Source organism: Marinicrinis lubricantis (assembly GCF_042658665.1).
GTDB lineage: Bacteria > Bacillota > Bacilli > Paenibacillales > KCTC-33676 > Marinicrinis > Marinicrinis lubricantis.
On the sequence record NZ_JBHSQV010000176.1, the window covers coordinates 45,224 to 68,186 of the forward strand.

The window sequence follows — 22,963 nt, forward strand, 5'->3', positions numbered from 1 at the left end:
TGGAGCTGTCGCCTTTCGATTCCTAAATGAGAGAGGAGATTTCTTTGGTGAAAAGAATAGTCTGTCTATTTATGATGCTTTCCTTCATTGTAGGTATGGTGAGTACAACAATAGCAGCAAATGAACAGGTTGGGCAAGTCATCGTTGAAGCGGAAACAGCCGCTGCCACTGCCGGAGGCGATGATATCGCGGCCGCTCCAAACCAACGGACGATGATGAGATCGATGGAGAATTTAGGCCGGGGCGTTGTTGCCGTTCGAGAAGGTTCTCATGTGTTTATCAGTTGGCGTTTATTGGCGTTAGATCCTTCTTCGATTGGCTTCAATGTATATCGTTCGACAGATGGCGGCGATGCCGTCAAGCTGAATGATTCGGTTCTCACTCAAGGCACGAATTATACAGACACCACCGCGGATCTGACGAAGGACAATGCGTATTTCGTGAGGCCGGTGATGGGCGGCATCGAACAAAATGCAAGCAGCCCATTCACACTTCCTGCAAACCAAGAGGATGTCCCTTACTTCACGGTTCCACTTCGCGCGGGCGGCAGCATCAATCATGTATGGGTTGGAGATTTCGATGGCGATGGTGAATACGATTTTCTAGTCGTTCGGGAGACCATGCAGCCTCAGATCGTTGAAGCGTACAAACGCGACGGCACGTTGCTGTGGGAGGTAAGTCTTGGGCCGAACAGCTTGAATCAAGACAATATTTCCCCTGGATCGGCGACCATTAACGTGGGGCATTGGGATGGCATTACGGCGTATGACATGGATGGGGACGGTAAGTCCGAAGTCATTCTTAAGATCGCAAACGGTGTAACGTTCGGGGACGGCACGGTCTGGTCTGACGCAAGCGACACGAAGCAATGGCTGGCTGTGCTTGATGGCATGACCGGAGAACTCCGAAGCGCCAGCCCGATTCCGGATGATTACATTGCAATCGGTCCGCTCGCCGCTCATGTAGGCATAGGCTACCTCAACGGCACAACACCAAGCGTTGTCCTTTCCGCGAAAAATCGGAATCCCGATAAATCTTTCAATATGCTGATCGCCGCTTATCATCTGGAGGGGGAGCAACTGGTCATGGACTGGAAATGGCTGCGCGATTCAGAGGGCCTTGCGCCAGATGGTCACAATATCCGCCTCGCCGATGTAGATGGGGATGGCAAGGACGAGATCGCCCATATCGGCTTCGTCTTGGATGATGACGGCACAATGCTTTATTCTTTGACGGGCAGCAATGTTGTGCACGGAGACCGCTTTTATATCGGCAAAATGGACCCGAACAGACCGGGACTTCAGGGGTACGGCATTCAGCAGGATAACCCGTATGGCTTGCTTGAGTATTATTATGACGCGGGCACAGGTCAGATGATATGGCAGCATTCTGTAGCCCCTCCTGCATGGGATGTAGGGCGCGGCGACGTTGGTGATCTAGATCCAGGCTATCCCGGTTATGAAGTGTTTTCTTTCGAGGGGATCTACAATGGACCAACGAACACGGAGATTACCGCAGCCGATCATGAGGGGAATCCATGGCCGACCATTCGATTGATGTGGGACGGAGATCTGCTCAGTGAAAGCTATAACAACGGTAAGATTGAAAAATGGCAGTATGAAACCCAATCGCTGACTCGTTTGGAGACGCCTCGGAATTACGCTGTGGGTAGCTGGCGCGGGGTTCCCAAGTTCCTCGGCGATATAGTAGGGGATTGGCGTGAAGAGGTCATCCTAACGAGTGATGATCACGACGAGCTGATCATTTTCACGACGCCAATTCCAACAGATTACCGAATCTATACGCTCGCACAAAACCCGTTATATCGAAACAGTATGACGGTTCGAGGATATATGCAGTCTCACTTAACGGATTATTACTTAGGGCATGGCATGTCTACACCTCCAACGCCGAACATATATTATGCAGGCCAGGTGACGGCGGGTGTGAAAGTCGATCCAGGTACATTAAATTTGAAGAGCCAGGGAAATGAGATTACCGCTTACATTGAACTGCCTTCGAATGTTGTATCGCCCGTGGATGCCGATTCCATAGGGCTGCATGTGAATGGAACATCTATTGCTGCTGTGCGGTCTGCGGTGGAGAAGAGTGATCGTGACAAGGACGGCAGCGAAGAGCTCATGGTCAAGTTTGACAGGCAGCAGATCATCGGCGCGATCGCTGGGCTGCGTGATGCGGTGATTGAGGTTCGTCTCACCGGCCATTTGCAGGACGGAAGGACCTTTAGCGGCAAGGATACGGTTCATGTCATACATTAATGCAATGTAACGATAGAAGTGTAGAGACGGGCCGGTATGTTCCGGCCTGTTTTCAAGTAACGCCATGTTATTGGCGCCAACTTTAGGCGAGAAGGTTCCCACGACGGGCTTCTGCCAAGTTTACAGGAGGTACATATGCAGAATCATCATCAGACAGTCGTTGCTGAATTACCGTCGGTTCAAAGCAAGGCACAGGTATATAACTTCAATTATGAATGGAGATTTAAGCTTGCAGATGCTTTTCCGCTGCAACAGGCGTTAGAATCATGGAGAGATGAGGCTGGCAGGTATTTTTATGAAACAGATTATATGGAGAACGATTGGGAAGCGGTAGGCGTGCCGCATACCTTTAATGATAAAGATCTGTTCGTTGCACGAATTGAGGATGCCGGAAGCGGGCAGAAGAGAACGTTCTCGTTCTATAGAAAATGGTTCCGCCTTCCGAGAGAGCATGAGGGTAAAAAAGTATTGATCGAATTCGAAGGCATCCGCCAAACCTGTTATCTCTATGTCAATGGAACCATGGCAGGATATTGCGAAGCGGGAGTCGCCCCGTTCGCCTTTGACTTAACGCCATATGTGGATTACGCTGCGGAAAATTTAATTGCGATTGCAACAGACAATACCTCTTCAAGGAATATGGACTTTTTTGCTGCGGAGACGCCAAATATGCCGGAGGCGGTGCCCGGTTCGTTCATAGCTTCCTTAAACCCGGAGAAGGAGATCGATGCAAACCGCGGCGTGGCCTTTTTCTGGAATTGCAATGATTTTAATCCGAGCGTCGGGGGGCTCACCAGAAATATAAGGCTGCATGTGAAGCCAAAGCTGTATATTACACTTCCAATCTACAGCAATTTGCAAACCAAGGGCGTCTATATTTACGGAAAGAACTTTGATATTGCACAGAGAAAAGCGGTCATTCATTCGGAAGCCGAAATCCGAAACGAAACGGGCTCTGACCAAACCATTACATTAGATTCCATTATCTATGATCATCAGGGAAGAAAAGTAGGGCGCATGTCTTCGGATCAGGTGCGCATTCCTGCTGCCCAGCATCTGCCCGCAATTTCTCCATTGTCGATTATTCCGCAAGATGCGTACCGAAAAGAAGGGGACCAATATGTACCACTGCCAGAGGATGAAGTACAGCCCACCGTTATAGACTCTCTTGAAGTATCTGTAGTAGAAGCTTCTGCTTTGGTATCTGGACTCCGCTTCTGGTCACCCGATGATCCGTATCTATATACAGTGCAGACAAATTTAATCCACGATGGGGAAGTCATTGATTCCGTCACGACGGTGACAGGTTTTAGAAAGGTCGCCTACAGCTTTCAAGATGGTCTCATGATCAATGACACACGTGTATGGCTTACTGGCTATGCACAGCGTGCCACCAATGAATGGGCTGCGATTGGCACCGCCCCCGATTGGCTGAAGGATATGGATGCGAAATTAATCCGTGAAAGCCATGCCAACCATATCCGTTTTATGCATGTGGCGGGCTCCCCAGCAGATATCCGCTCGTTCGACCGTTACGGTGTCGTCTGTACCCAGCCGGCGGGAGATAAGGAAAAGGAGAATTTCGGCAGGCAGTGGGATCAGCGCGTTGAACTGATGCGAGATGTGATTATCTATTTTCGCAACCATCCTTCCATCCTGTTCTGGGAGGCGGGCAACCATGCCATCAGCAAGGAGCATATGCGTGAAATGCGATTGCTGAAGGAAAAGCTCGATCCGCACGGCGGCAGATATATGGGCTGCCGTACGTTGAACACGGAGGATGTGGTGAGTGAAGCGGAATACGTCGGTACGATGCTGAACCGCCATGCCGGACGTTACCAATCGGAGAAAATGCCGGTCACCGAGACCGAGTATTTGCGTGAGGAATCGCCAAGAAGGGTGTGGGATGATTATTCACCGCCTGACTTCGACTATGATAATTTATGGGTTGGACGCGGCGGCAAGAAGCAATTGGGTCGAGACGTCCATGATCTGACCTCGGAGGATTTAGCGCTATGTGCTGCGAAAGGATACGCCGAATTTTTCAATGATCGGATTGGCGGCGCCTCGGGTAAGAATTACTATTCGGCTGCGGCTGCCTTATGCTGGACGGATTCGGCGCAGCATGGAAGACAATCGGCCAGTGAAAATGCGAGAATGAGCGGACGGGTAGACCCTGTGCGGATCAAAAAGCAAAATTTTGACGTGTTCCGCGTCATGCAATCTCCGGTTCCTGCGATCAAGATCGTCGGACATTGGAATTATCCGCAGGAAGACGGCCGGAGCTACAGATATCCCGTCAAAGAATTCGACGGGGAGGTATGGCGGAAGACAGGCGAATACCGATTCCGCAATCCAAAGGATAAGACGGTCTACGTGATCGGCAGTTACGCGGTTGCCAAGATCGAGCTGTTCATTAATGGGAATTTGGCAGGCACTTGTGACAAACCGATCCATACGTTTGTTTTCCCGTTTCACCATATCGATATTACCCAATCGGGTTCAATTACGGCAAGGGCGTATGATTACCAAGGAAAAGAAGTCGCTGCGGAAACGATCGAGACCGTGTCTGCACCCTCCCAATTAAGGTTGACGGTACACAAAGGGGAGCGGGGATTGTTGGCGGATGGAACCGATATCGCTTATGTCGACGTAGAAGTGTTGGATGAGAAGGGCCGTCTGCATCCGCTGGCCTCAGGCCGGATCGATTTGGGCATCGAAGGGGAAGGCATTCTCCTCGGAGGCTATAACAGCGGGCGATTTAACGGCTATGGTAAAAACGACAGCGTCATTCATCAGCATCATGTGTACGCCGAATGCGGCAGCAATCGGGTGTTTATCCGATCTACAAGGCATGCGGGCCAGATTCGGCTCACGGCTCGGATGCAGGGTGTTCCCGAGGCAGCCTTTACTCTTGAGAGTCAGCCGGTCGACATCGGGTCGCTTACACGGGAGATGCCGCAATATCTGGTTCCATCGTATCCGGACACCGCGCCTGAACGGGTTTATCCATTCGAATCGATTCCAGAGGCTGATCAGGCGAAGTACAATCCGGAGGGTAAAGTATATTGCAAGGTCGTCGTCGATGGGGAGGAGCCGAATACGAATGGGATCTTAAGTATCGTGAGTCATGGGAGCATCTACAGTCCGATACTCTTCATTCTAGAGAGAATCAAGAACGACCGCCCGGAATTATTCGATTATCATTATGATGACAAGCGGGGAATTCTAACCATCACATCAGGTGGAACAAAGGTTGTCGCTGAAAAAGGGCGTACACATCTTCTTGTCAATGGGGAAGAGAATCTGCTGCATGGAGAACCTTATATCAACGATCAGGGTGTATTCATCGTGGAGATTAATGCAGTCATATCTTATATCCAGGGTGTCGTTTCCTATTATGATGAGAGGGCCAGCTTATTCCGTATTGAGCTGCCAAGTAGAGCAGAAAAAGGTTAGTAGGGAGGGCATGAGTTCGGTGTTTTGCCGGGCTTGTGCTCTTCGTTTTTTGAGGTTGTAATCCTCAATATAATTGGGTTAGTTTAAACGTTCCATTCGTCTATTCCTGTGTCAAATGCTGATGCAAGGAGTTACGACTTCTTTAAGCCGTCGGATCGTTTTTTAAGATGTGGACTGACATGTCCAATCTTTCCGCGAACTGATGTGATCAATGCGTTAAACCAGCAAAAGGGCGCAGCCTAGGTAGGCTGCGCCCTTAGTGCGGAGCGGGTGCTGCTGTCCGTCACAGCGTGGCGTAAGCCGCGGCACGCACGCGCAGATGGTGGTATTCCTCCATATTGGGTGAGAGCTGGTGCATATAGACGACGGAGAATCGTTCACTCGGGTCAATCGAGGTCCAAGTACCGGCGGCACCCGTCCAACCAAATTCGCCAATGGAGCTGTTGGAGTGTCCCGCCGCCGGGTCCATCATCGTGCGTACGCCTAATCCGTAGCCATAACCGGAGTGATATGAGTTCGTAAAGTCCGTAAGCTGCGCTTCGCTAAGGTGATTGCTTCTCATCAAATCGATCGTCTTGCGTCCCAAAATCTGAACGCCGTCCAGGGTCCCGCCGTTCGCCAGCATTTGCGAGAACCGGAGGTAGTCGCGAACCGTCGAATACAAGCCGGCACCGCCCATCTCATAGATAGCATCCTGCTGATGGAATTCGTCCAGGAATCCGGGGATCTCGATCATCTGACCGTCCTCTGTGCGTTGATACATCGTTGCCATACGATTCTCGATGTCATCCCGGTAACGATAGCCGGTGCTCGTCATGCCGAGCGGATCGAAGATCTCGTCCTGCAGGAATTGTCCCACCGTCTTGCCAGAGACGACCTCGATCAAACCGGCGACCAGCTCGTGGCCGTAACCATACAGCCAGCGGCTTCCCGGCTCGAAAGCCAAGGGAACCTCTGCTACCGCCTTAATTTCGGTCTGCAGGTCGTACTTGCCATGCTTCTCCTTCAATTCCCGTTTCACCCGAGCCAACTCCCGTGCCGATATCGAATCGCCGAAGGTGTACGGGAGGCCGACGGACATGCAGAATGCGTCCTTCACTAGCATCGATTTCTTAGCGGGGACAATATGCGTGTAGCCGTTGGGGGAGTTCTGCACGACCCGGTGGTGGCGGTACTCCGGGAAGTACTCGTACAGCGGATCGTTTAACAAGAATTTTCCGCGCTCATACAGAATGAGCGCCGCTGCGCAAACGATGACTTTGGTGTTGGAGAATAGCCGGTATACCGTATCTGGGGTAATGAGCTGCTTCTTCTCGAGATTGGCGTAGCCGTGGTAATCCTCAAAGAGGATCTTGCCGTCTTTGGCTATCGCGCAGCCACAGCCTGACGGACCTGTCTTGACGAATTCCTTCAGTAGATCGGATAAGTGCGAATAGTTACTCATGATCATCCCTCCTCGATGGATGGAGATTGGTCTGCTCTGATGAACTCGAATGGGTTAGCAGACAAAGGCTGTTTCGTTTTAGTAATTATGAAAATGCTATCATTGACAGATTTATTTGTCAATTATTGGTAGGGTCGAGGGGGTTGAGGGAGATACGAAGGAGCTATAGCCTATCAAAAATATATCGTCCCTTATCTGTGATTAAGCTTGGGTGCACGGTATTTGGCGTCGGTCTAACTGGGACACGCGGCTTGGAATCGTCACACTGCTTCGAGTCTCTTCGTCGTTTTAGTGAGTTTTCCGTGATTCAATCTTTTTGAAGGAAATATCCATGTAGTTTCGTGATTCGATTAGGTAGATAGGCACGAATGATAGGCGCATCGTGTTTTTTCCTCATATTGACTATCGGATAAAAGGGTACCTATAATGACGTTAAAGCTAAAACGATATCGCTTTGCGCGATAAAATTGTGCTGCTCAATGAAAAAATGATGAAGGAGGTCAAAATGAAACGATCACCGGACTCTGCCAAAGTACCTGTCGATGAGCATGGTTTGGATTCTCACGGAAGAATGGTTGCTTATTTCGGTTCGCCTGTCATTGACGACCAAGTAGATCCGATATGGAGCAATTTGCAAGCGGTTACACCGACTAAGATCTCGGGCCATCCCGATGCCTCGGCGACTTTTAAAGTGCTATGGGATGATCGAGCGCTGTATGTCCTTGCAGAAGTCAAAGATAAGAACGTCTCGGCACAAGCTGAAGCACCGTACAGGCAAGATGCTTTGAGCATATTCATAGACGAGAACAATGACAAGACACTAGACTACGGGGTAGACGACGCGCATTTTACGATAAATTGCGAGAATGTTCTGTATGTGGGCAGCGGGGATGCGGAGCGGTTGTACTCGACTGCATATGAAACGGAGGATGGCTACGTCATCCAAGCGAGAATCGCACTCAAGACGAAGCCGGAGAATGGGAAGGTTCTCGGTTTCGATTTGCTGATGAATGATGCGGTCCAATCAGAGCAAGCCGGTGCTCTTAGCGTATTCGATTTGACAGGCAATGCGTGGAAAGATACGGGATTATTCGGTGAAATTTTGCTTACCTGCAAGCCCGAGGGGGCGGTCAGCGGTCGCAATCCTTATGACCTGATGAGCTTGACCAAGAATGCGCGAAAGTTAGATTTCCAGCGTTACCGTAATGCGAGGATTGTGAAAGAAGCGATAGAATTCGCCGAACGCGTTCTCTCAAATAATCAAGTTCCCCAGAATTGCATCGATGAACAGTATGCGGTTCTAAAGGATGCGATTCGGAAGCTGCAACTGACGGATGAAGCGGCAGCGGAAAAATACTTCAAGCCGGTTCCGGATGAATATCGCGTAGAGAGCGATCGGCCGGGGACGATCGAAACCTTGATGTATAAGGCGCCGAACTTAAATAACGGTACGGACGACAAGAGGATGCATGTCTACCTTCCGTACGGCTATGACGCTTCTGACTCGAGCAAGAAATACAATGTTCTCTATCTGATGCATGGCGGAGGCGAGAATGAGGATCTCATCTTCGGCGGACCCGGCCAGAGCAGGCAGCTGAAGAAAATTGTGGACAATATGATTGCCAAAGGCGATATTGAACCGCTTATCGTCGTCACGCCTACCTTCTATGGCGGCAAGAACGATGTCGCGCTCTTCCACGAGAAGTTAATGCACCACATCGTTCCGTTCGTGGAGACCCAATATCATACCTACGCCAAATCCGGAAGCTTGGACGATTTGAACGCGTCCAGAGCGCACCGGGCATTCGGCGGGTTTTCGATGGGTTCCGTCACGACGTGGTATACCTTTATCCATTGTCTGGACTATTTCAAGTATTATATGCCGCTGTGCGGTGACAGCTGGGTTTACGGCAGGTTGGGAGGCGGCACGAAGCCGGTAGAAACGGCTGAATACCTTGCAAATGCAGCCAGAGCATCAGGTTATGCGCCGCAGGATTACTACATTTTCAGTGCAACAGGCGATCTGGATATCGCATATCCCAATTTGAAGCCACAGATCGACGCGATGAAGCAATTGACGGATGTCTTTATTTATTCATCGGATACGAACAAGGGCAATTTTTACTTCATCGCAGCCGGCGGCGGTTCGCATGCTTGGACTTGGGTTACTCCGTATATCTACAATATTTTGCCGGATCTCTTCGATCATTAGGTATCGCCAGCGAAGTCGTGTTCGCGAATACTAGGCAAGTTATTGTGATTGCGTAAATAGGGTATAGCCGCTTCTCCTTTTTTGGGGAGCGGCATTTTTTTCTCTTTGTTTAGAAATTGTGCAGTATCATCCTGTATAGTCTGTGACGTACTTGAAGTTTTTTCGAAATAAGAGAATGAAAAGACATGTTAACGAGAAAGAACCAGTTATTGCTGTGGTTAGGCTTCTCTGTTGTCATGTTCAATATCATTATTTTTGTCCTCCAGCGAACCTTGCATCCGTTTCTCACTCATAGTCATGGAACGCTCGCAGTAATGACGGATTGGATCATTTGGGTCAGAACATCCTGTTCATCTTCCCGATCCTACTTTGCGGGGTGTCTTTTTATATATTCCGAAAAAATAAGATGCACTCGCAACTGCCGCTCCTCATCGTCCTTACCCTTACATTCTCCAGCATCTCCATCATCAGCGGCGGAGGCGGGGGTGTTGAGTTTCACTTTTCCATCTTTATTGTCATAGCGGCGGCAGCTTACTATGAAAATATTCGTCTTATCATGATGATGAAGATATTGATTGTAGTGCAGCATTTGGGCAAATTCTTCTGGTGCCCCCAGATTGTGTTCGGAACGGACACATATCCTTTCCTCATGCTCGTTATTCACGCGGTTTTCCTGATTCTGACTTCTAGTGCAACATCGATGCAAATTTATTCGAAACACAAGATCATGAATCAAATTGAAAAGAGAAAACAGGAATATGACGAGAAATTGCTCTCTTTGGTTGAGCAGGTACAAGGAGCAGTCCACAGCGGTTGAAGAGACTGAACAACGATTGCTTCGTATCCGCGAAGCGCAGCGGAGAGAATGGAGCAAATCTTCGCTGTAATCTCGCAAAACATCGCTTCGATGGAGGAAGTCAAAGGATTGAGCGACAGTCTCATCGATGCGGCGGAGCAAGTCAATACAGAAATCGCCACATTGGAAGGCTTAAGTCAAAGTCTGCAGCAAAAATTCGAAGATACCAGTGAGCCCAAAAATGCCGACGTTGAATCTGAGTAAGGCTGGTCCAGAATTTCCAATAAAGTTAGAGCCATTAGAGGTCTTCAAATATAGAATTGTATAGAGGGATAATGGAAACCCTTGTAAACAGTCAAGACAGAGAGTTTTAGTGCTTAATCCATAGTCTAAAAGACCCTATAAAACTCCCTTTCAATTCATAATGATGAAATGATATAAAGGGATGAGGGGTCTTTTTGTCGAAAATACAATTAAATTTGACCGTTGATAATTGTTAGGTCACTCGAACTAATAGTATCCAGCACTGGAGTGGTTTTCGTGGATCCGAGACAAGAGTATGAACAAGAAGTTCTGGAATCAAAGTTATCTGAAATTGACCAATTACTGTCCTCCTTGTCTAAACGAAAGACAAGCGTCACAAGCACAGCCGATGCGATCATTCAGAAGAGACGCATAGAAAAAATAGATAGAATCGAACAAAGCAGATCCAGTCCGTACATAGGCCGTATGGACGTTGTCGACGAGAATGGTAAGCGCATTCCTTTTTATGTAGGGAAAACGGGAATTGGTGATGGCACTCATGAGATTGTTGTCGATTGGCGTTCTGATTTCGGCAGCATGTTTACTTCATACAGTGGTGGTAAAAAATCCATTCCTGCAATAGGTCAGCTGGTGGGGAAACGGCAGATTACAATTAACAATAAGATGGTTAAAAGAATTGTAGATGTCGGTCAAGTGAAAGATCCGAGTAACTCGACTCAATTGACGATCGATAATGAGTCAAGAGAAATCAGTAATGACGAATATCTTAATGAAATATTAAGTCAACGTTCTACCGATCATCAGCTGCAGGAAATTATATCTTCTTTACAAGAAGAGCAGGATGAAATTGTGCGTTTAAGTATAGATCAGCCCATCATCGTTCAAGGGGTGGCAGGTTCAGGTAAGTCGAGTGTGGCAATGCACAGGATCTCGTACTTGCTCTATCGGTATGAGGAATATCTGCAACCGGAGGACATTATTGTCATCGCACCGAACAAAATGTTCATCTCGTATATGCAAAGTGTTATACCTGATCTAGATATTGAAGGAATTGAACAAAGTACATTTTTTGATTTGGTTGTATCGATGTTGAAAATCAAAGGGTTAAGCGATCCTTACCAAAACATGGTTCAACGATTAAACCACTCTCTTCAAGGTCAAGTGAACGAAACAGCGGCTAAATTTAAAGGATCGATAAAGTTCTTACACATGCTAGAGACATATCTTCAGTTTATTGAATTTAACGAATGTCCAAAAGCAAAAATCAATGTCAATTCTGATTTCTCAATATCTGAGGAGCAGTTGAAGGCTATGTATAATGGGTACGCGCATCTGCCTCTTGCGAGTAGAAGAGAAGAGACAATCGAATCTGTAAAAATCGCAATGAAAGATTATTATCAGAAGCAACTGGAAGTATTAGAAATACAATTTGATGACATTGTTAACAATTGGGTCGAGACGATGCCCGCAGGGCACCCTGGCCGAAAAAACTTATTTGTGTCGTTGGAGCATTCACTAAGTATAAAGAAGGAAAAACTCAAGTCCGAATGTAACAAGGCAATAAAAGAATTCGTTGATACTTGGGAGCCTAAAAATACTATAGGGGTGTATAAGCAGTTATTGGGCAATCCGGAGCTGTTAATGGGACTTGATCAATCGATTCCTGCGGAGTTAGCCCATGAATTGGCGGGTTCCGTACAAATGGGTGTAACTTTTGATGATTTAGCTGCTTTGCTTTATATCGAGCAGAATTTACGAGGCCTTGATCGGTTTTATAAATATATGGTTATAGATGAGGCGCAAGATTTGAGTCCTTTTCAAATCTATATGCTAAATCAAATGACGTCTTCATTGACCATTCTCGGGGATATTACACAAAGTATCTTCCCTACAGGGATTAGAAGCTGGGATGAGGTTGATCAACAAGTTATCGGTACGAATCCAATTCGGCGGATGCAGATGAATACAAGCTATCGCTCTACATACGAAATTATGGAGCTAGCGAATAAAGTCATATCCAACAGCAAGTTGAATCTGCCACGAATTATCCCCGTTAATCGCAAAGGGGGCGAACCTCATGTTCGTCAAGTGACGGGAGGCAGTGATTTGCTAGTGAAGATCCAAGAGTCTCTAAATGCTTTTGCGAAAAAGGGACATGCCAAGATAGCGATTATTGGAAAGGATCTGAAACAAACAGAAGGAATTTATCGTTCATTAGCGGATCAAGGATATAGTGGACTTCAATTGATAGATCATCCGAATCATACATTGACGGGGAATTTGGTGTTGATTCCGTCTTCGTTAGTGAAGGGGATGGAATTCGATGCAGTTATTATCCCGAATGCCAATGAGGAGAGGTTCGGCATGAACGAATTAGATGCCAAGCTGCTGTATATCTGCGTAACCAGAGCTCATCACGACTTGCACATTTATTATCACAACCGGATCAGTCCACTGCTGGATGGAGTGAAGACAGACGCGGTCATTCAGCAAGATGTGTCGATGGATGTTTTGTGAGGGTAGAAAATACTCATACATGGTGGAGCATTGGAGGAAATGGACCTTACCCAAAAATCTACTGTAACAAGATTTCAACCGGCAATTACGCTCAGACCCTTCGCTCTTCCGCCGGGGACGCCATACGGAAGGCAGCTCGGAACGACGCTGAATGGCATTTGGATCTATTCGTAGATGGCATTGAAGAGACGCTAGAGCCCGCCTTCGAAACGGTTCGCAGGCTTCATCAGTCGCTGCTTACGGCCATTCAGCTGTATCAGATTCCGTTGAAGTGAAAAGGAAATGAGATCAACATAAAGCAGGTGAAGACGAATGAAAATAGATGTTCAGTCCGGAGAAAACATCATTGTCGCAGTCCTTTTTCGTGGGGAATGGGCTTGTGGGTTGTGAATGGAAAGGATTATTTTGAAGATTAGGATGGCAAAGGAGAGCCCAAGATCCAGCTATTGAAAACGCTTGGGGGGCCATAACCATCGTTGTAAACAGTGATCGGACTGTAGAGAGGTCCCCGTCTGAATCACGGATAAAGAAAATGTGAACGGGCCAACTCTTCGGCCTGATCTGCAATTAGAATGAGCTGGTAAGGACGTATAGGAATAGGGAGGACTGCACATGGGAGAAGCCTTTAAGCTGGAATGCGATGCGTGCCGTTATAAGGATAATATGTTTGTAGGGATCGGCTTTGCCTATATGTCCTTGAAGTCGATTGCTTCATTCGTTAAAGATTGTAAACTCAAACAGCGCATCGAGCAATTTATGGAGGACGACTCGGTAACGTATAATGCGTATGATGCGGTATTTGTGTGTCCCCTTTGCAGAGGCATTCAAAATGAACTTTACATCGAGATGCAGTCGGATACTTCGCAGTATAAGCATGCTTGTCATTGCAAGAGGTGCGGAGCCTTGATGGAAGAAGCTAATTTCGAACACAACAATGTCCAGACTGCAGTGAAGGCAAGCTGAAGGCGACGTTTTATATGGACTGGGATTGACGGATTTGATAGTATTCATAGCCACAGTGGGATTGCTTCAATTCAGAAGCTTTCCTGCTGTTTTTTTATTGAATCGGTTGAGAATAGTCTAATTGTTTCCTCAATCTTAAGGTTAGCTTAAGGATCCTCCACATTACCCTTAAGGCTGGGGATGTAGAATAGCCGTATCCAAAGCGAAACGGAAGGGGAAGCATGATGAAATACTTGATTGAAACGAACAATCTGTCCAAACGATTCAGCCAATTTACAGCGGTCGATGGCGTCAATCTGCGGGTGCCGCAGGGGGGAATCTATGGATTCCTCGGACCGAATGGGGCGGGGAAGTCGACGACGATTCGGATGATCCTTGGCTTGGTGAATGAGACGGCGGGTGAGGTTCGTGTATTCGGGGAACCGATGAAGAAGAACCGGCTGTCCATTCTGAAGCGGGTCGGTTCGATGGTCGAATCACCTTCGTATTACGGTCATCTGACAGCATATGAGAATTTGGAAATTACGCGGCAAATTGTAGGCAGCGATCGCAATGAGATCGATCGTGTGCTGGCTATCGTGAAATTAACCGAGGTGCGAAACAAAATCGTTCGAAAGTTCTCGCTTGGCATGAAGCAGCGATTAGGCATCGCGCAGGCGCTGCTGGGCAGCCCAGAGCTGCTAATATTGGACGAGCCGACGAACGGGCTCGATCCATCGGGCATTATTGAAATGCGTGAGCTGATTCGAAGGTAAAGATTGTGCTGTAGATTGAATAAGCGAACAGAAAAGCAGCAGAAAGCCAGTGTATGTCTCTCATAGAGGACGTGCACTGGCTTTTATTTATTCGCTCCAGCTTAATATTTGAATTTCTCTACAAGCTTTTGAAGCTCCTCTGCCATGTTCGTTAAATTGGCGGCTGAAGAAGAGATCTCCTCCATCGAGGCTAATTGCTCTTCCGATGCAGCGGCCATATTTTGCGAGTTGCTGGACGATTGCTCGGAGATGTTTGCGATGGAATCGATCATCGAGACCATATTTTGAATGCTGGCCATGACTTCCTCTACCACTGCGGCTACTTCTTGGGACTGAGCTGATACATCGTTGACCATGCTCGTGATCGTTTTGAAAGAATCACCTGTTTGACGAACCTGCTCCATTCCTGCATCTACGGCATAGGTACCTTCTTTGATCGACACGACCGCCTGGTTCGTATCGTTCTGGATGTCTTGAATAATAGAACCGATCTTCTCCGTAGCATCGCTGGATTGTACGGCCAGCTTTCTAACTTCGTCTGCGACGACCGCGAAGCCTCTGCCGTGCTCGCCGGCTCTGGCTGCTTCAATGGATGCATTCAGAGCGAGCAGGTTGATTTGATTGGCAATATCCGAAATGAGCAGGACGACTTGTCCGATTTCGTCTGATTTATTTCCGAGCGTTTCAATCACTTGTGCGGTCGTGTTGACATGGTTATGCACGGTCTGAATTTGCTCCACGGTCTGCTGTACGACTTCATTTCCTTTCGCTGCTTCTTCATTAGTGCTGACTGCAGTTTGGGAAACCGATTGAATGGAAGCGGCGACGCTGGTCATCCCATTGGCAATTTCGCCAACTGCAGTGCGCGCACCGTTCAATGTCCGGTTCTGTTCCTCTGCTCCGGCAGCAACCTCCTGGGAGGACATCGTAATTTGCTCTGTCGCTTTGGAGGTTTGCTGCGCGCTCGCTGTCAGTTCCTCTGATGTTGCCGCGACTTGCTCCGAGCTTTCGGAAACATGTCCAATCAACGTTCTTAAGCTTTGGGTCATACGGTTGAAATCCCGCGCCAGCGAACCGATCTCATCCCGGCTTTTGGCAGGCAATGGATCGACGGTTAAATCTCCACCAGACACCTGATTGACCTGCAGAGCCATGACACGTACCGGTCTTAAAATCGTATTGACAAAAATGCCTATGATCATGGCTCCTACGACAATCGAAATTACGAGCGTCGTAATGACGAAACGTAACACTTGATTGGCCCCTGCATTAAATTCGCTTTCATAGGCACCAGATCCGATGATCCAACCCCAATGCTCATCTGGTTCGACATACGAAATTTTAGTTTCATTGCCCTCGGCATCCGATTTTCCCCAAACGTATGTATAGTATCCGCCGCCTTTTTCAGCAAGCTCAAGAATCGTTTTCCCCATATCGACGCCGTCTTCCGTAATGACACCGACTAGACTGCTGCCTTCATTGCTAGGATTCATGACGGATAGCGCATCTTGATCGACCGCATATAGGTAGCCGGTTTCCCCCACGACATATCTCGGATTAATCGGGCGGCGGTTGTCCTCAGCCTTCGGTCCCAATATTTCCTGCCGAAACATCTCCTGCGCTTCCTCCAGGGTCAAATGACCTGCTTGGACTTCCTTGTCCAAGTTGTTGATCATCGCAATAGCGAGACGGACACTGCTCTTCATCTGCTCCTTTCCGGACTCCTCCAGATTGTACTTCGAAGTTTCATAACCTACGAGACCTATCGTCACCGAAGGAATAATCAACAGCAGCAAACAAATGGTAAAAAATTTTGAACGTAATGAAAAAATATTGAACCGTTTCATGAAACACTCCACTCCCTTAATGGTCATAAATGCATATTTCATTTATATCTGACATTTCGATAAATATCCACTTAATTTTACATGATTCGATAAAAAAATGGATGAACTCCGTTAATGGCGCGAGAAAAAGTACCTAGGTATTTTTTATCAGGAGACTTGTTCAGAAATTGTATAGTATGATGCTCTATAGTAAACAAGATTAGAGAAAAAAGGAGTATTTTACTATGAAGCTAGTAGGATGGGGGAACCGCAAGACGACATATTTTGTGGTGGCTGGTGCAGCTGCAGTTCTTATCGGGCTGCTTGTGTTGTTCTTATGGCATGCCGTTTCGGACGAAGATGATCGATCACCCCTTGATACAAGCCATTCAGATCAGGAAATCAATGATACAGGACATATGGCCCAGGCGATTCACGATGTGTATACCGTGAACAAAGAGCTTGCCTTAACGTTTAACGGGATGGCTGACCAGGATAGGATGATGCGCCTTCTGGACGAGCTGGACAAGTACCACATGAAAGCGAGTTTTTTTCTGCCGGGCATGAGGGTGGCAGAGGAGCCGGATGTAGCCCAGATGATATTGAACCGCGGTCACGAGATCGAGAATAACACCTTAGATCAGTCGGATATGAGCTTGATGAGCTATGAGCAAATCTATCAAGACATTCAGCTGGCTAATGATGTAATTGAGAGGGAGACCGGCGTACGTCCGAAATATGTTCGGACGAGATCGGGAGATTATCAAGAAGAAATTCAACTTGCCGCGGATGCGCTGGAAATGGAAGCTGTGGTGAGCTACACCATTAATCCGAAAGATCGGGATATGCAGAGCGCTGTAGAGATCGCCGCTTATGTGGAAAAGTATATGCAGCGGGGCGCAATTATTACGCTTAACACGGATGTGAATCCAGAAATCGTAGGATCTATTGCATATATTGCGGACGCGGCATCCCGAAGAGGCTATTCGTTCGTCTCGTTAGAGGAACTGATCGACAGCGGAGCGGTACGAAAACCGCTGGAACAAATACCCGGATACGATGCGGCCCGTATCAATCCGAATTATGCCAATGCCGAGTATGAGCTCTTTGATAATTTGGTTTCCGGCAGAAATGAGATTGCTCTCACCTTCGACGATTGGGGAAGCGACGCCACGATCAATACCATTTTGGATATTTTGGATCGATACGGGGTGAAGGCGACATTCTTCCCGGTCGCACAGGGACTTCAGAACAATCCGAATATGGCCAGAGCGATTGTCGAGGCGGGGCACGAAGTCGCTAACCATACGTTCAGCCACCCCGTAGTAACGACCTTGACACCGGAGCAGCTGCAGGAAGAAGTGGTGAAGGCGCACCAGATTTTGACCGAAGCGATTCAGCAGCAGCCGTTGATGATGTTCAGGCCGCCGACCGGCGAGATTGATCAGGAAACCGCTGAAATCGTAGCAGCAACCGGGTACCAGACCATAGCTATGTTTGATGTGACGGCTTTGGATTGGGATGCGAGTCATAGTGCCGAGGAAATTAAGAGCACCATTTTGGATCAAACGGTGGACGGCAGTGTCATTCTGCTGCACCTTCATGATGGGATTCATACGATCGAAGCGCTTCCGGGTCTGATTGAAGGCCTGCAGGGCAGAGGGTATTCCTTCGTAAAGTTGACCGAATTGATGGAGCATGCCGAGGAGTTCGAGTCCAAGTTATCAGAGGACGGGAACGGAGAAATGAGCCGAGCGATCAAGGATGTGTACACGACCCGCAAACAGCTTTCATTGACGTTCAACGGCATGGCTGATATGAAGACGATGACGAGCCTGCTGAATAGACTGGACAAGCACGGGATCAAAGCAACGTTTTTTCTTCCTCGACTACGTGTAGAGAAGGAACCCGATATAGCCAAAGCGATTGCTGATCATGGTCATAAAATTGAAAGCAGCGTTCCGCTTCCACTTGATTCGAGCAGGAAGGAATGGAATAAAGAAATCTACCTGACTCATCAAATGATTCAAGAGAAAACAGGCTTGGAACCTAAATATGTAAGAACCAGTTCAGGCGAATATACGGATGATCTACGTCTTGCAGCAGCTCATAACGGGATGGAAGCCGTCATTGGAGCAAGCCTCTTTCTCCACAATTGGCAGGGTGAGAGCGAACTAGAGAAACGCCATTATATTCGCAAATATATGAACCGCGGCGGAATCATTGCGATCGACATAGAAGAGAATACCGATTTGATCGACAATATTGATCTGATCGCCCAATCCGCTGACTCCGCAGGGTATCAATTCGTTTCTCTGGAAAAGTTGATGGAAGGCGGCGGTGAACGAATACCGCTAGAGTCCATTCCGGGATATGCTGCTGCTCAATATGCTCCGACTGTGACGGAAGCCGTGTACAACTTGGTAAACAAAGTGGATACCGATAAAAAAGAAGTGGCACTCACCTTCGACGATTGGGGATCGGATGAGACCGTAACGAAAATTCTAAATATATTGCAGCAGTACAACGTGAAAGCGAGTTTCTTCCTGCGGGCGGACGGTGTAGAGAAAAATCCTAACTTGGCCAGAGCGATAGCAGAATTAGGTCACGATGTGGGCAATCACACCTACGCCCATCCGATTGTGACGGAATTAACGGCCAAACAATTGCAGGAAGAAATAATAAAAGCGCACCAAATCATTGCCGAAGCGATTCAACAACAACCCGATATGATGTTCAGACCGCCGACGGGCGAATTGAATGAAGAAACTTTACATGTGATTGCTGCAACAGGCTATAAGGATATTGTGAATTTTGATGTCATTCCTTCCGATCATGAGCGGAATCGAAGTGCAGAAGAGATCGTGCAAACTATTATGGAGCAAACGACGAACGGCAGCATCATCTTGCTTCATCTGCTGGACGACACTCAGACGGTCGAAGCACTTCCGGACATCATCGAAGGCTTAAGAGCGAAAGGATACTCTATTAAGCCCGTATCCGAAATGATAGGGATCTCATCCTATGGGGATTAAAACAGAGAACAGGAGAGCGCACATGAATATGGAGATAGATCAGATGAAGCGGATGATGAATCGTGAGGAACGAATGGCGGTCATCGGTCTTGGTTACGTTGGATTACCGCTGGCCATCGCATTTTCCAAAAAGCTGCATGTCGTCGGATTTGACAATAATCGCGATAAAATTGCGGCTTACCGTGATGGGGTCGATGTGACAGGAGATGTGGGGGATGAGGCCGTTCGACAATGTGCCGTCGAGTTTACCGCTGATGAGCGGCATTTGGATGGGATCTCCCGATTTATCGTTGCGGTTCCGACTCCTGTGCGGAGCGGCAACGTCCCCGACCTGCAGTTTGTAGAGAGCGCAAGCCGAATGGTAGGCAGCAAGCTCACGAAAGGAGCGGTGGTTGTCTATGAATCTACGGTTTACCCCGGTGTTACAGAGGAAATCTGCATACCGATATTAGAGAGAGAATCTGGGCTGAGGTGCGGAGAAGATTTTAAGGTTGGCTACTCCCCAGAGCGGATTAACCCGGGAGACCGCGAGCATGTGCTGGAGAATATAACGAAGATCGTCTCCGGCAACGATGAAGAAGCGTTGAGTATGGTAGCGGCATTATATGAAACGATTATTGAAGCGGGTGTTTACCGAGCGGAAAGCATTAAGATTGCCGAAGCGGCGAAAGTGATTGAGAATGCGCAGCGCGATATCAACATCGCGTTTATGAATGAGCTGTCGATGCTGTTTCACCAGATGGGCATCGATACGAAAAAGGTGCTGCAGGCCGCTGCCACCAAGTGGAATTTCTTACCGTTCTCACCAGGCCTTGTAGGGGGTCATTGCATCGGCATTGATCCTTATTACTTAACCTATAAGGCGGAGGATACCGGCTATCATTCTAAAATTATATTAGCCGGCAGGCATATCAATGATGGGATGGGCGTGTATGTCGCTCAGCAATTGATGAAAATGCTCGTTCGGCTCAAGCTGGATATGGGTCAGGTTCGGGTGGCCATTCTCGGACTGACGTATAAAGAAAACTGCTCCGATCTGCGCAATAGTAAAGTGAAGGATATGATTGGAGAACTGCAGGAATACGGCATGACGCCTGTTGTGGTCGATCCGTTGGCGGACCGGACACAAGTGTGGAATGAGTACGGTATTGAGCTGTCGGAGCTTTCCTCGCTGCAGCAAGTGAATGCAGTTGTTCTCGCGGTACCGCACGATGATTTCCGCAGGATGAACGCTGATGACTATGATAAGCTTTACGATCAGGCACACGCGAAGCTGATGGTGGATGTTCGAGGCATCTATTCTGAGGAAGAATTTAAGGAGCACCACATTGAATATTGGCGTCTATAGAAGGATTCTATCTATCATATTTGTCCTGAAAGCCTGCAATTTTGTGAAAAATTAGGAGAAGCGTTGCATGTTTAAAAAAGGAAAAGCTCGAAACTTAGAAGAAAAATTGACGATACCGCGTCAGGATCGCAGGCCTTTGAATTACGTACCGGATCCGGAGAATGTGCGCAAGGGGACCGATCGCCGGGGAATGCAGGCGCTCGAGGGTGACGGGGCGGATCAGCCCGATGTAGACAGCCTTCGTCTGCTCAGTTTGCGGTATGTGGCCGATTTCGAAGTGACGATTTTTCCCCAAGACAAGAAGAACAAGAAGCGGCATGCGAAGAAGGCCCGCGCAGAGGACATTTCTTCGACGGGATTGCTTGTGCGGGCTGAGGCAGCAGAGTGGGATCACTATGAAATCGGGCAGGAGCTGCACGTCCATTTCCAAATTCCCCCCGGGACGATGCCGGAGGGCTTTGAAAATTCCGTGAAGACCATGGTAACGGTCGTGCGCAAGTTTATGCGTACGGAAGCAGGTACAGAGCAGCCGATGGTGGCATTCCAATTCGTCAAACCGTTGACGGAATATTTCAAGCGCAAGCGCTGGGGTTATTCGATCTACGCGGCCAGCACGATGCTGCTTGCTTGTGCGCTGCTGATTGTACTGATGAGAGTGCCCAGCGTTATCTATTTTCAATTTGATTTTTATTTGTATTTATACAGCTTAATTGCAGCGGCCTTCTTAATTACACGCTACTTATTCGGGGCGCTATACCGTGAGGTTCCGGTCAATCCGGATTTTACACCGGGCGTTTCGATCATTATCCCTTGTTTTAATGAAGAGAAATGGATTCATCGTACGATCATGAGCTGTATGAACCAGGATTACCCCGTAGACAAACTGGAAGTCATCGTCGTAGACGACTGCTCTACGGACGGTTCTGCCTCCAAGATTCAGGAGGTCATCGATATGATTCATACCCGTGCGGAACGCTACGTCACGAAAGAACGGCTGAGTTTCCATGTGCTGCCGCAAAATGGCGGCAAACGTGAGGCGTTAGTGGCAGGGGTTAAGCGTACGAAGCATGACTTGGTGGTATTCGTCGATTCGGACAGCTTCTTGGAGCCAACCGCGATTAAGCATCTGGTGCAGCCGTTTCAAGATCCCCGCATGGGCGGCGTAGCCGGCCGAACGGAAGTAGAGAACAAATTTACGAATTTCTATACGAAAATGCAGACGGTGCGCTATTACATCGCGTTCCGTATTATGAAAGCGGCTGAATCCTACTTTGACAGTGTCACTTGCTTATCCGGCCCTCTGTCCTGCTACAGGAAGGACTTGGTTCTTCAACATTCGGATGCTTGGCTGACGCAAAGATTTCTTGGGCATCCGGCGACGTTCGGCGACGACAGAAGCATGACCAACTTTATTTTGAAAACGCATCGGACCGGTTATCAGGACAGTGCGATTTGCTCCACCATTGTGCCTTCGGATCGCAAGGTGTTTTTGAAGCAGCAAATGCGCTGGAAGCGTTCTTGGCTTAGGGAATCTCTGCGCGCGGGGAGCTTTATATGGAAGAAGGAGCCGTTCATGGCGCTGTTCTTCTACATTGGTCTGATCGTACCGATCGCTGCACCGATCATCGTTCTTTATAATTTGGTTTATGCGCCGCTCAGGCACGGCATCTTTCCGGGGACGTTCCTTCTTGGCCTCCTGATGATGGCGATGCTGATGAGCCTGGCCCATCTTTTTTTCAAGCGAAGCAAATTATGGCTGTTCGGAGTCGTATTCTGCGTGTTCTATGAACTGGTCTTATTGTGGCAGATGCCGGTGGCCTGGGTGACCTTCTGGAAATCGACGTGGGGCACAAGGGAAACACCGCAGGATATCGAGGCGAAGCAGAAGAAAGAGGCAAGAAAGACGAGGAGACGCCGGGTACATGACAAATCGGTTTCTAAATAGGGCTTGCTGAACGAAACATTAGAGAGCAAATTGTCTGTAGGCGGTACGTTTCAGCAGCATGTTGAGAATGAGGACAAAAAGAAGCCGCAAGCGGCGTTCCAGGTTCATCACGAGGAACTG

At 48.1% G+C, this 22,963-nt stretch carries 13 protein-coding genes and 1 pseudogene; 12 read left to right on the plus strand and 2 right to left on the minus strand.

Going from position 1 to position 22,963, the window contains the following annotated elements:
- The first annotated feature begins 47 nt into the window (after positions 1–47).
- Positions 48–2,279 carry a rhamnogalacturonan lyase family protein gene (locus ACFPXP_RS17150; protein ID WP_379895580.1) on the plus strand — a complete coding sequence of 744 codons (2,232 nt, stop codon included), beginning with the start codon at positions 48–50 and terminating at the stop codon, positions 2,277–2,279.
- Between the two features lie 135 nt (positions 2,280–2,414).
- Complete coding sequence (locus tag ACFPXP_RS17155) at positions 2,415–5,738, plus strand: glycoside hydrolase family 2 protein (RefSeq protein ID WP_379895581.1); 3,324 nt, start codon at positions 2,415–2,417, stop codon at positions 5,736–5,738.
- A 283-nt stretch (positions 5,739–6,021) separates the two neighbouring features.
- On the opposite strand, the gene ACFPXP_RS17160 is transcribed toward ACFPXP_RS17155, so the two are convergent.
- Positions 6,022–7,182 (minus strand): serine hydrolase domain-containing protein, encoded by a 1,161-nt coding sequence (locus ACFPXP_RS17160; RefSeq protein ID WP_379895583.1) that lies wholly within the window; start codon positions 7,180–7,182, stop codon positions 6,022–6,024.
- A 505-nt stretch (positions 7,183–7,687) separates the two neighbouring features.
- Here ACFPXP_RS17160 and ACFPXP_RS17165 point away from each other — a divergent pair.
- The 7 genes and pseudogenes from ACFPXP_RS17165 to ACFPXP_RS17195 all read left to right on the plus strand — a co-directional run.
- The gene (locus ACFPXP_RS17165; RefSeq protein WP_379895584.1) at positions 7,688–9,394 is read left to right on the plus strand and encodes a sugar-binding protein; all 1,707 of its coding nucleotides are present in this window, start codon (positions 7,688–7,690) and stop codon (positions 9,392–9,394) included.
- Positions 9,395–9,800: 406 nt separating this feature from the next.
- Complete coding sequence (locus tag ACFPXP_RS17170; RefSeq protein ID WP_379895585.1) at positions 9,801–10,211, plus strand: hypothetical protein; 411 nt, start codon at positions 9,801–9,803, stop codon at positions 10,209–10,211.
- Positions 10,212–10,259: 48 nt separating this feature from the next.
- Complete coding sequence (locus tag ACFPXP_RS17175; protein WP_379895586.1) at positions 10,260–10,454, plus strand: hypothetical protein; 195 nt, start codon at positions 10,260–10,262, stop codon at positions 10,452–10,454.
- Positions 10,455–10,730: 276 nt separating this feature from the next.
- Positions 10,731–12,971 carry a HelD family protein gene (locus tag ACFPXP_RS17180; RefSeq protein WP_379895587.1) on the plus strand — a complete coding sequence of 747 codons (2,241 nt, stop codon included), beginning with the start codon at positions 10,731–10,733 and terminating at the stop codon, positions 12,969–12,971.
- A complete protein-coding gene (locus ACFPXP_RS17185; RefSeq protein WP_379895588.1) occupies positions 12,968–13,246 on the plus strand; it encodes a hypothetical protein in 279 nt (92 codons plus the stop codon). Before ACFPXP_RS17180 ends, ACFPXP_RS17185 begins: the two co-directional genes overlap by 4 nt.
- Before the next feature lie 337 nt (positions 13,247–13,583).
- The gene (locus tag ACFPXP_RS17190) at positions 13,584–13,934 is read left to right on the plus strand and encodes a hypothetical protein (protein WP_379895589.1); all 351 of its coding nucleotides are present in this window, start codon (positions 13,584–13,586) and stop codon (positions 13,932–13,934) included.
- 224 nt (positions 13,935–14,158) lie between these two features.
- Positions 14,159–14,686, plus strand: a pseudogene (locus tag ACFPXP_RS17195) (ABC transporter ATP-binding protein); the annotation flags it as partial.
- Between the two features lie 104 nt (positions 14,687–14,790).
- Here the strand turns inward: ACFPXP_RS17195 and ACFPXP_RS17200 are convergent.
- Complete coding sequence (locus tag ACFPXP_RS17200; RefSeq protein WP_379895590.1) at positions 14,791–16,536, minus strand: methyl-accepting chemotaxis protein; 1,746 nt, start codon at positions 16,534–16,536, stop codon at positions 14,791–14,793.
- A gap of 224 nt (positions 16,537–16,760) precedes the next feature.
- Here ACFPXP_RS17200 and ACFPXP_RS17205 point away from each other — a divergent pair, with 224 nt between their 5' ends.
- The 3 genes from ACFPXP_RS17205 to ACFPXP_RS17215 all read left to right on the plus strand — a co-directional run bounded on the left by ACFPXP_RS17205 (position 16,761) and on the right by ACFPXP_RS17215 (position 22,843).
- Complete coding sequence (locus tag ACFPXP_RS17205) at positions 16,761–19,550, plus strand: polysaccharide deacetylase family protein (protein ID WP_379895591.1); 2,790 nt, start codon at positions 16,761–16,763, stop codon at positions 19,548–19,550.
- Positions 19,551–19,584: 34 nt separating this feature from the next.
- A complete protein-coding gene (locus ACFPXP_RS17210; RefSeq protein WP_379895595.1) occupies positions 19,585–20,898 on the plus strand; it encodes a nucleotide sugar dehydrogenase in 1,314 nt (437 codons plus the stop codon).
- Between the two features lie 67 nt (positions 20,899–20,965).
- Positions 20,966–22,843 carry a glycosyltransferase family 2 protein gene (locus tag ACFPXP_RS17215; RefSeq protein ID WP_379895592.1) on the plus strand — a complete coding sequence of 626 codons (1,878 nt, stop codon included), beginning with the start codon at positions 20,966–20,968 and terminating at the stop codon, positions 22,841–22,843.
- The last annotated feature ends 120 nt before the right edge of the window (positions 22,844–22,963 follow it).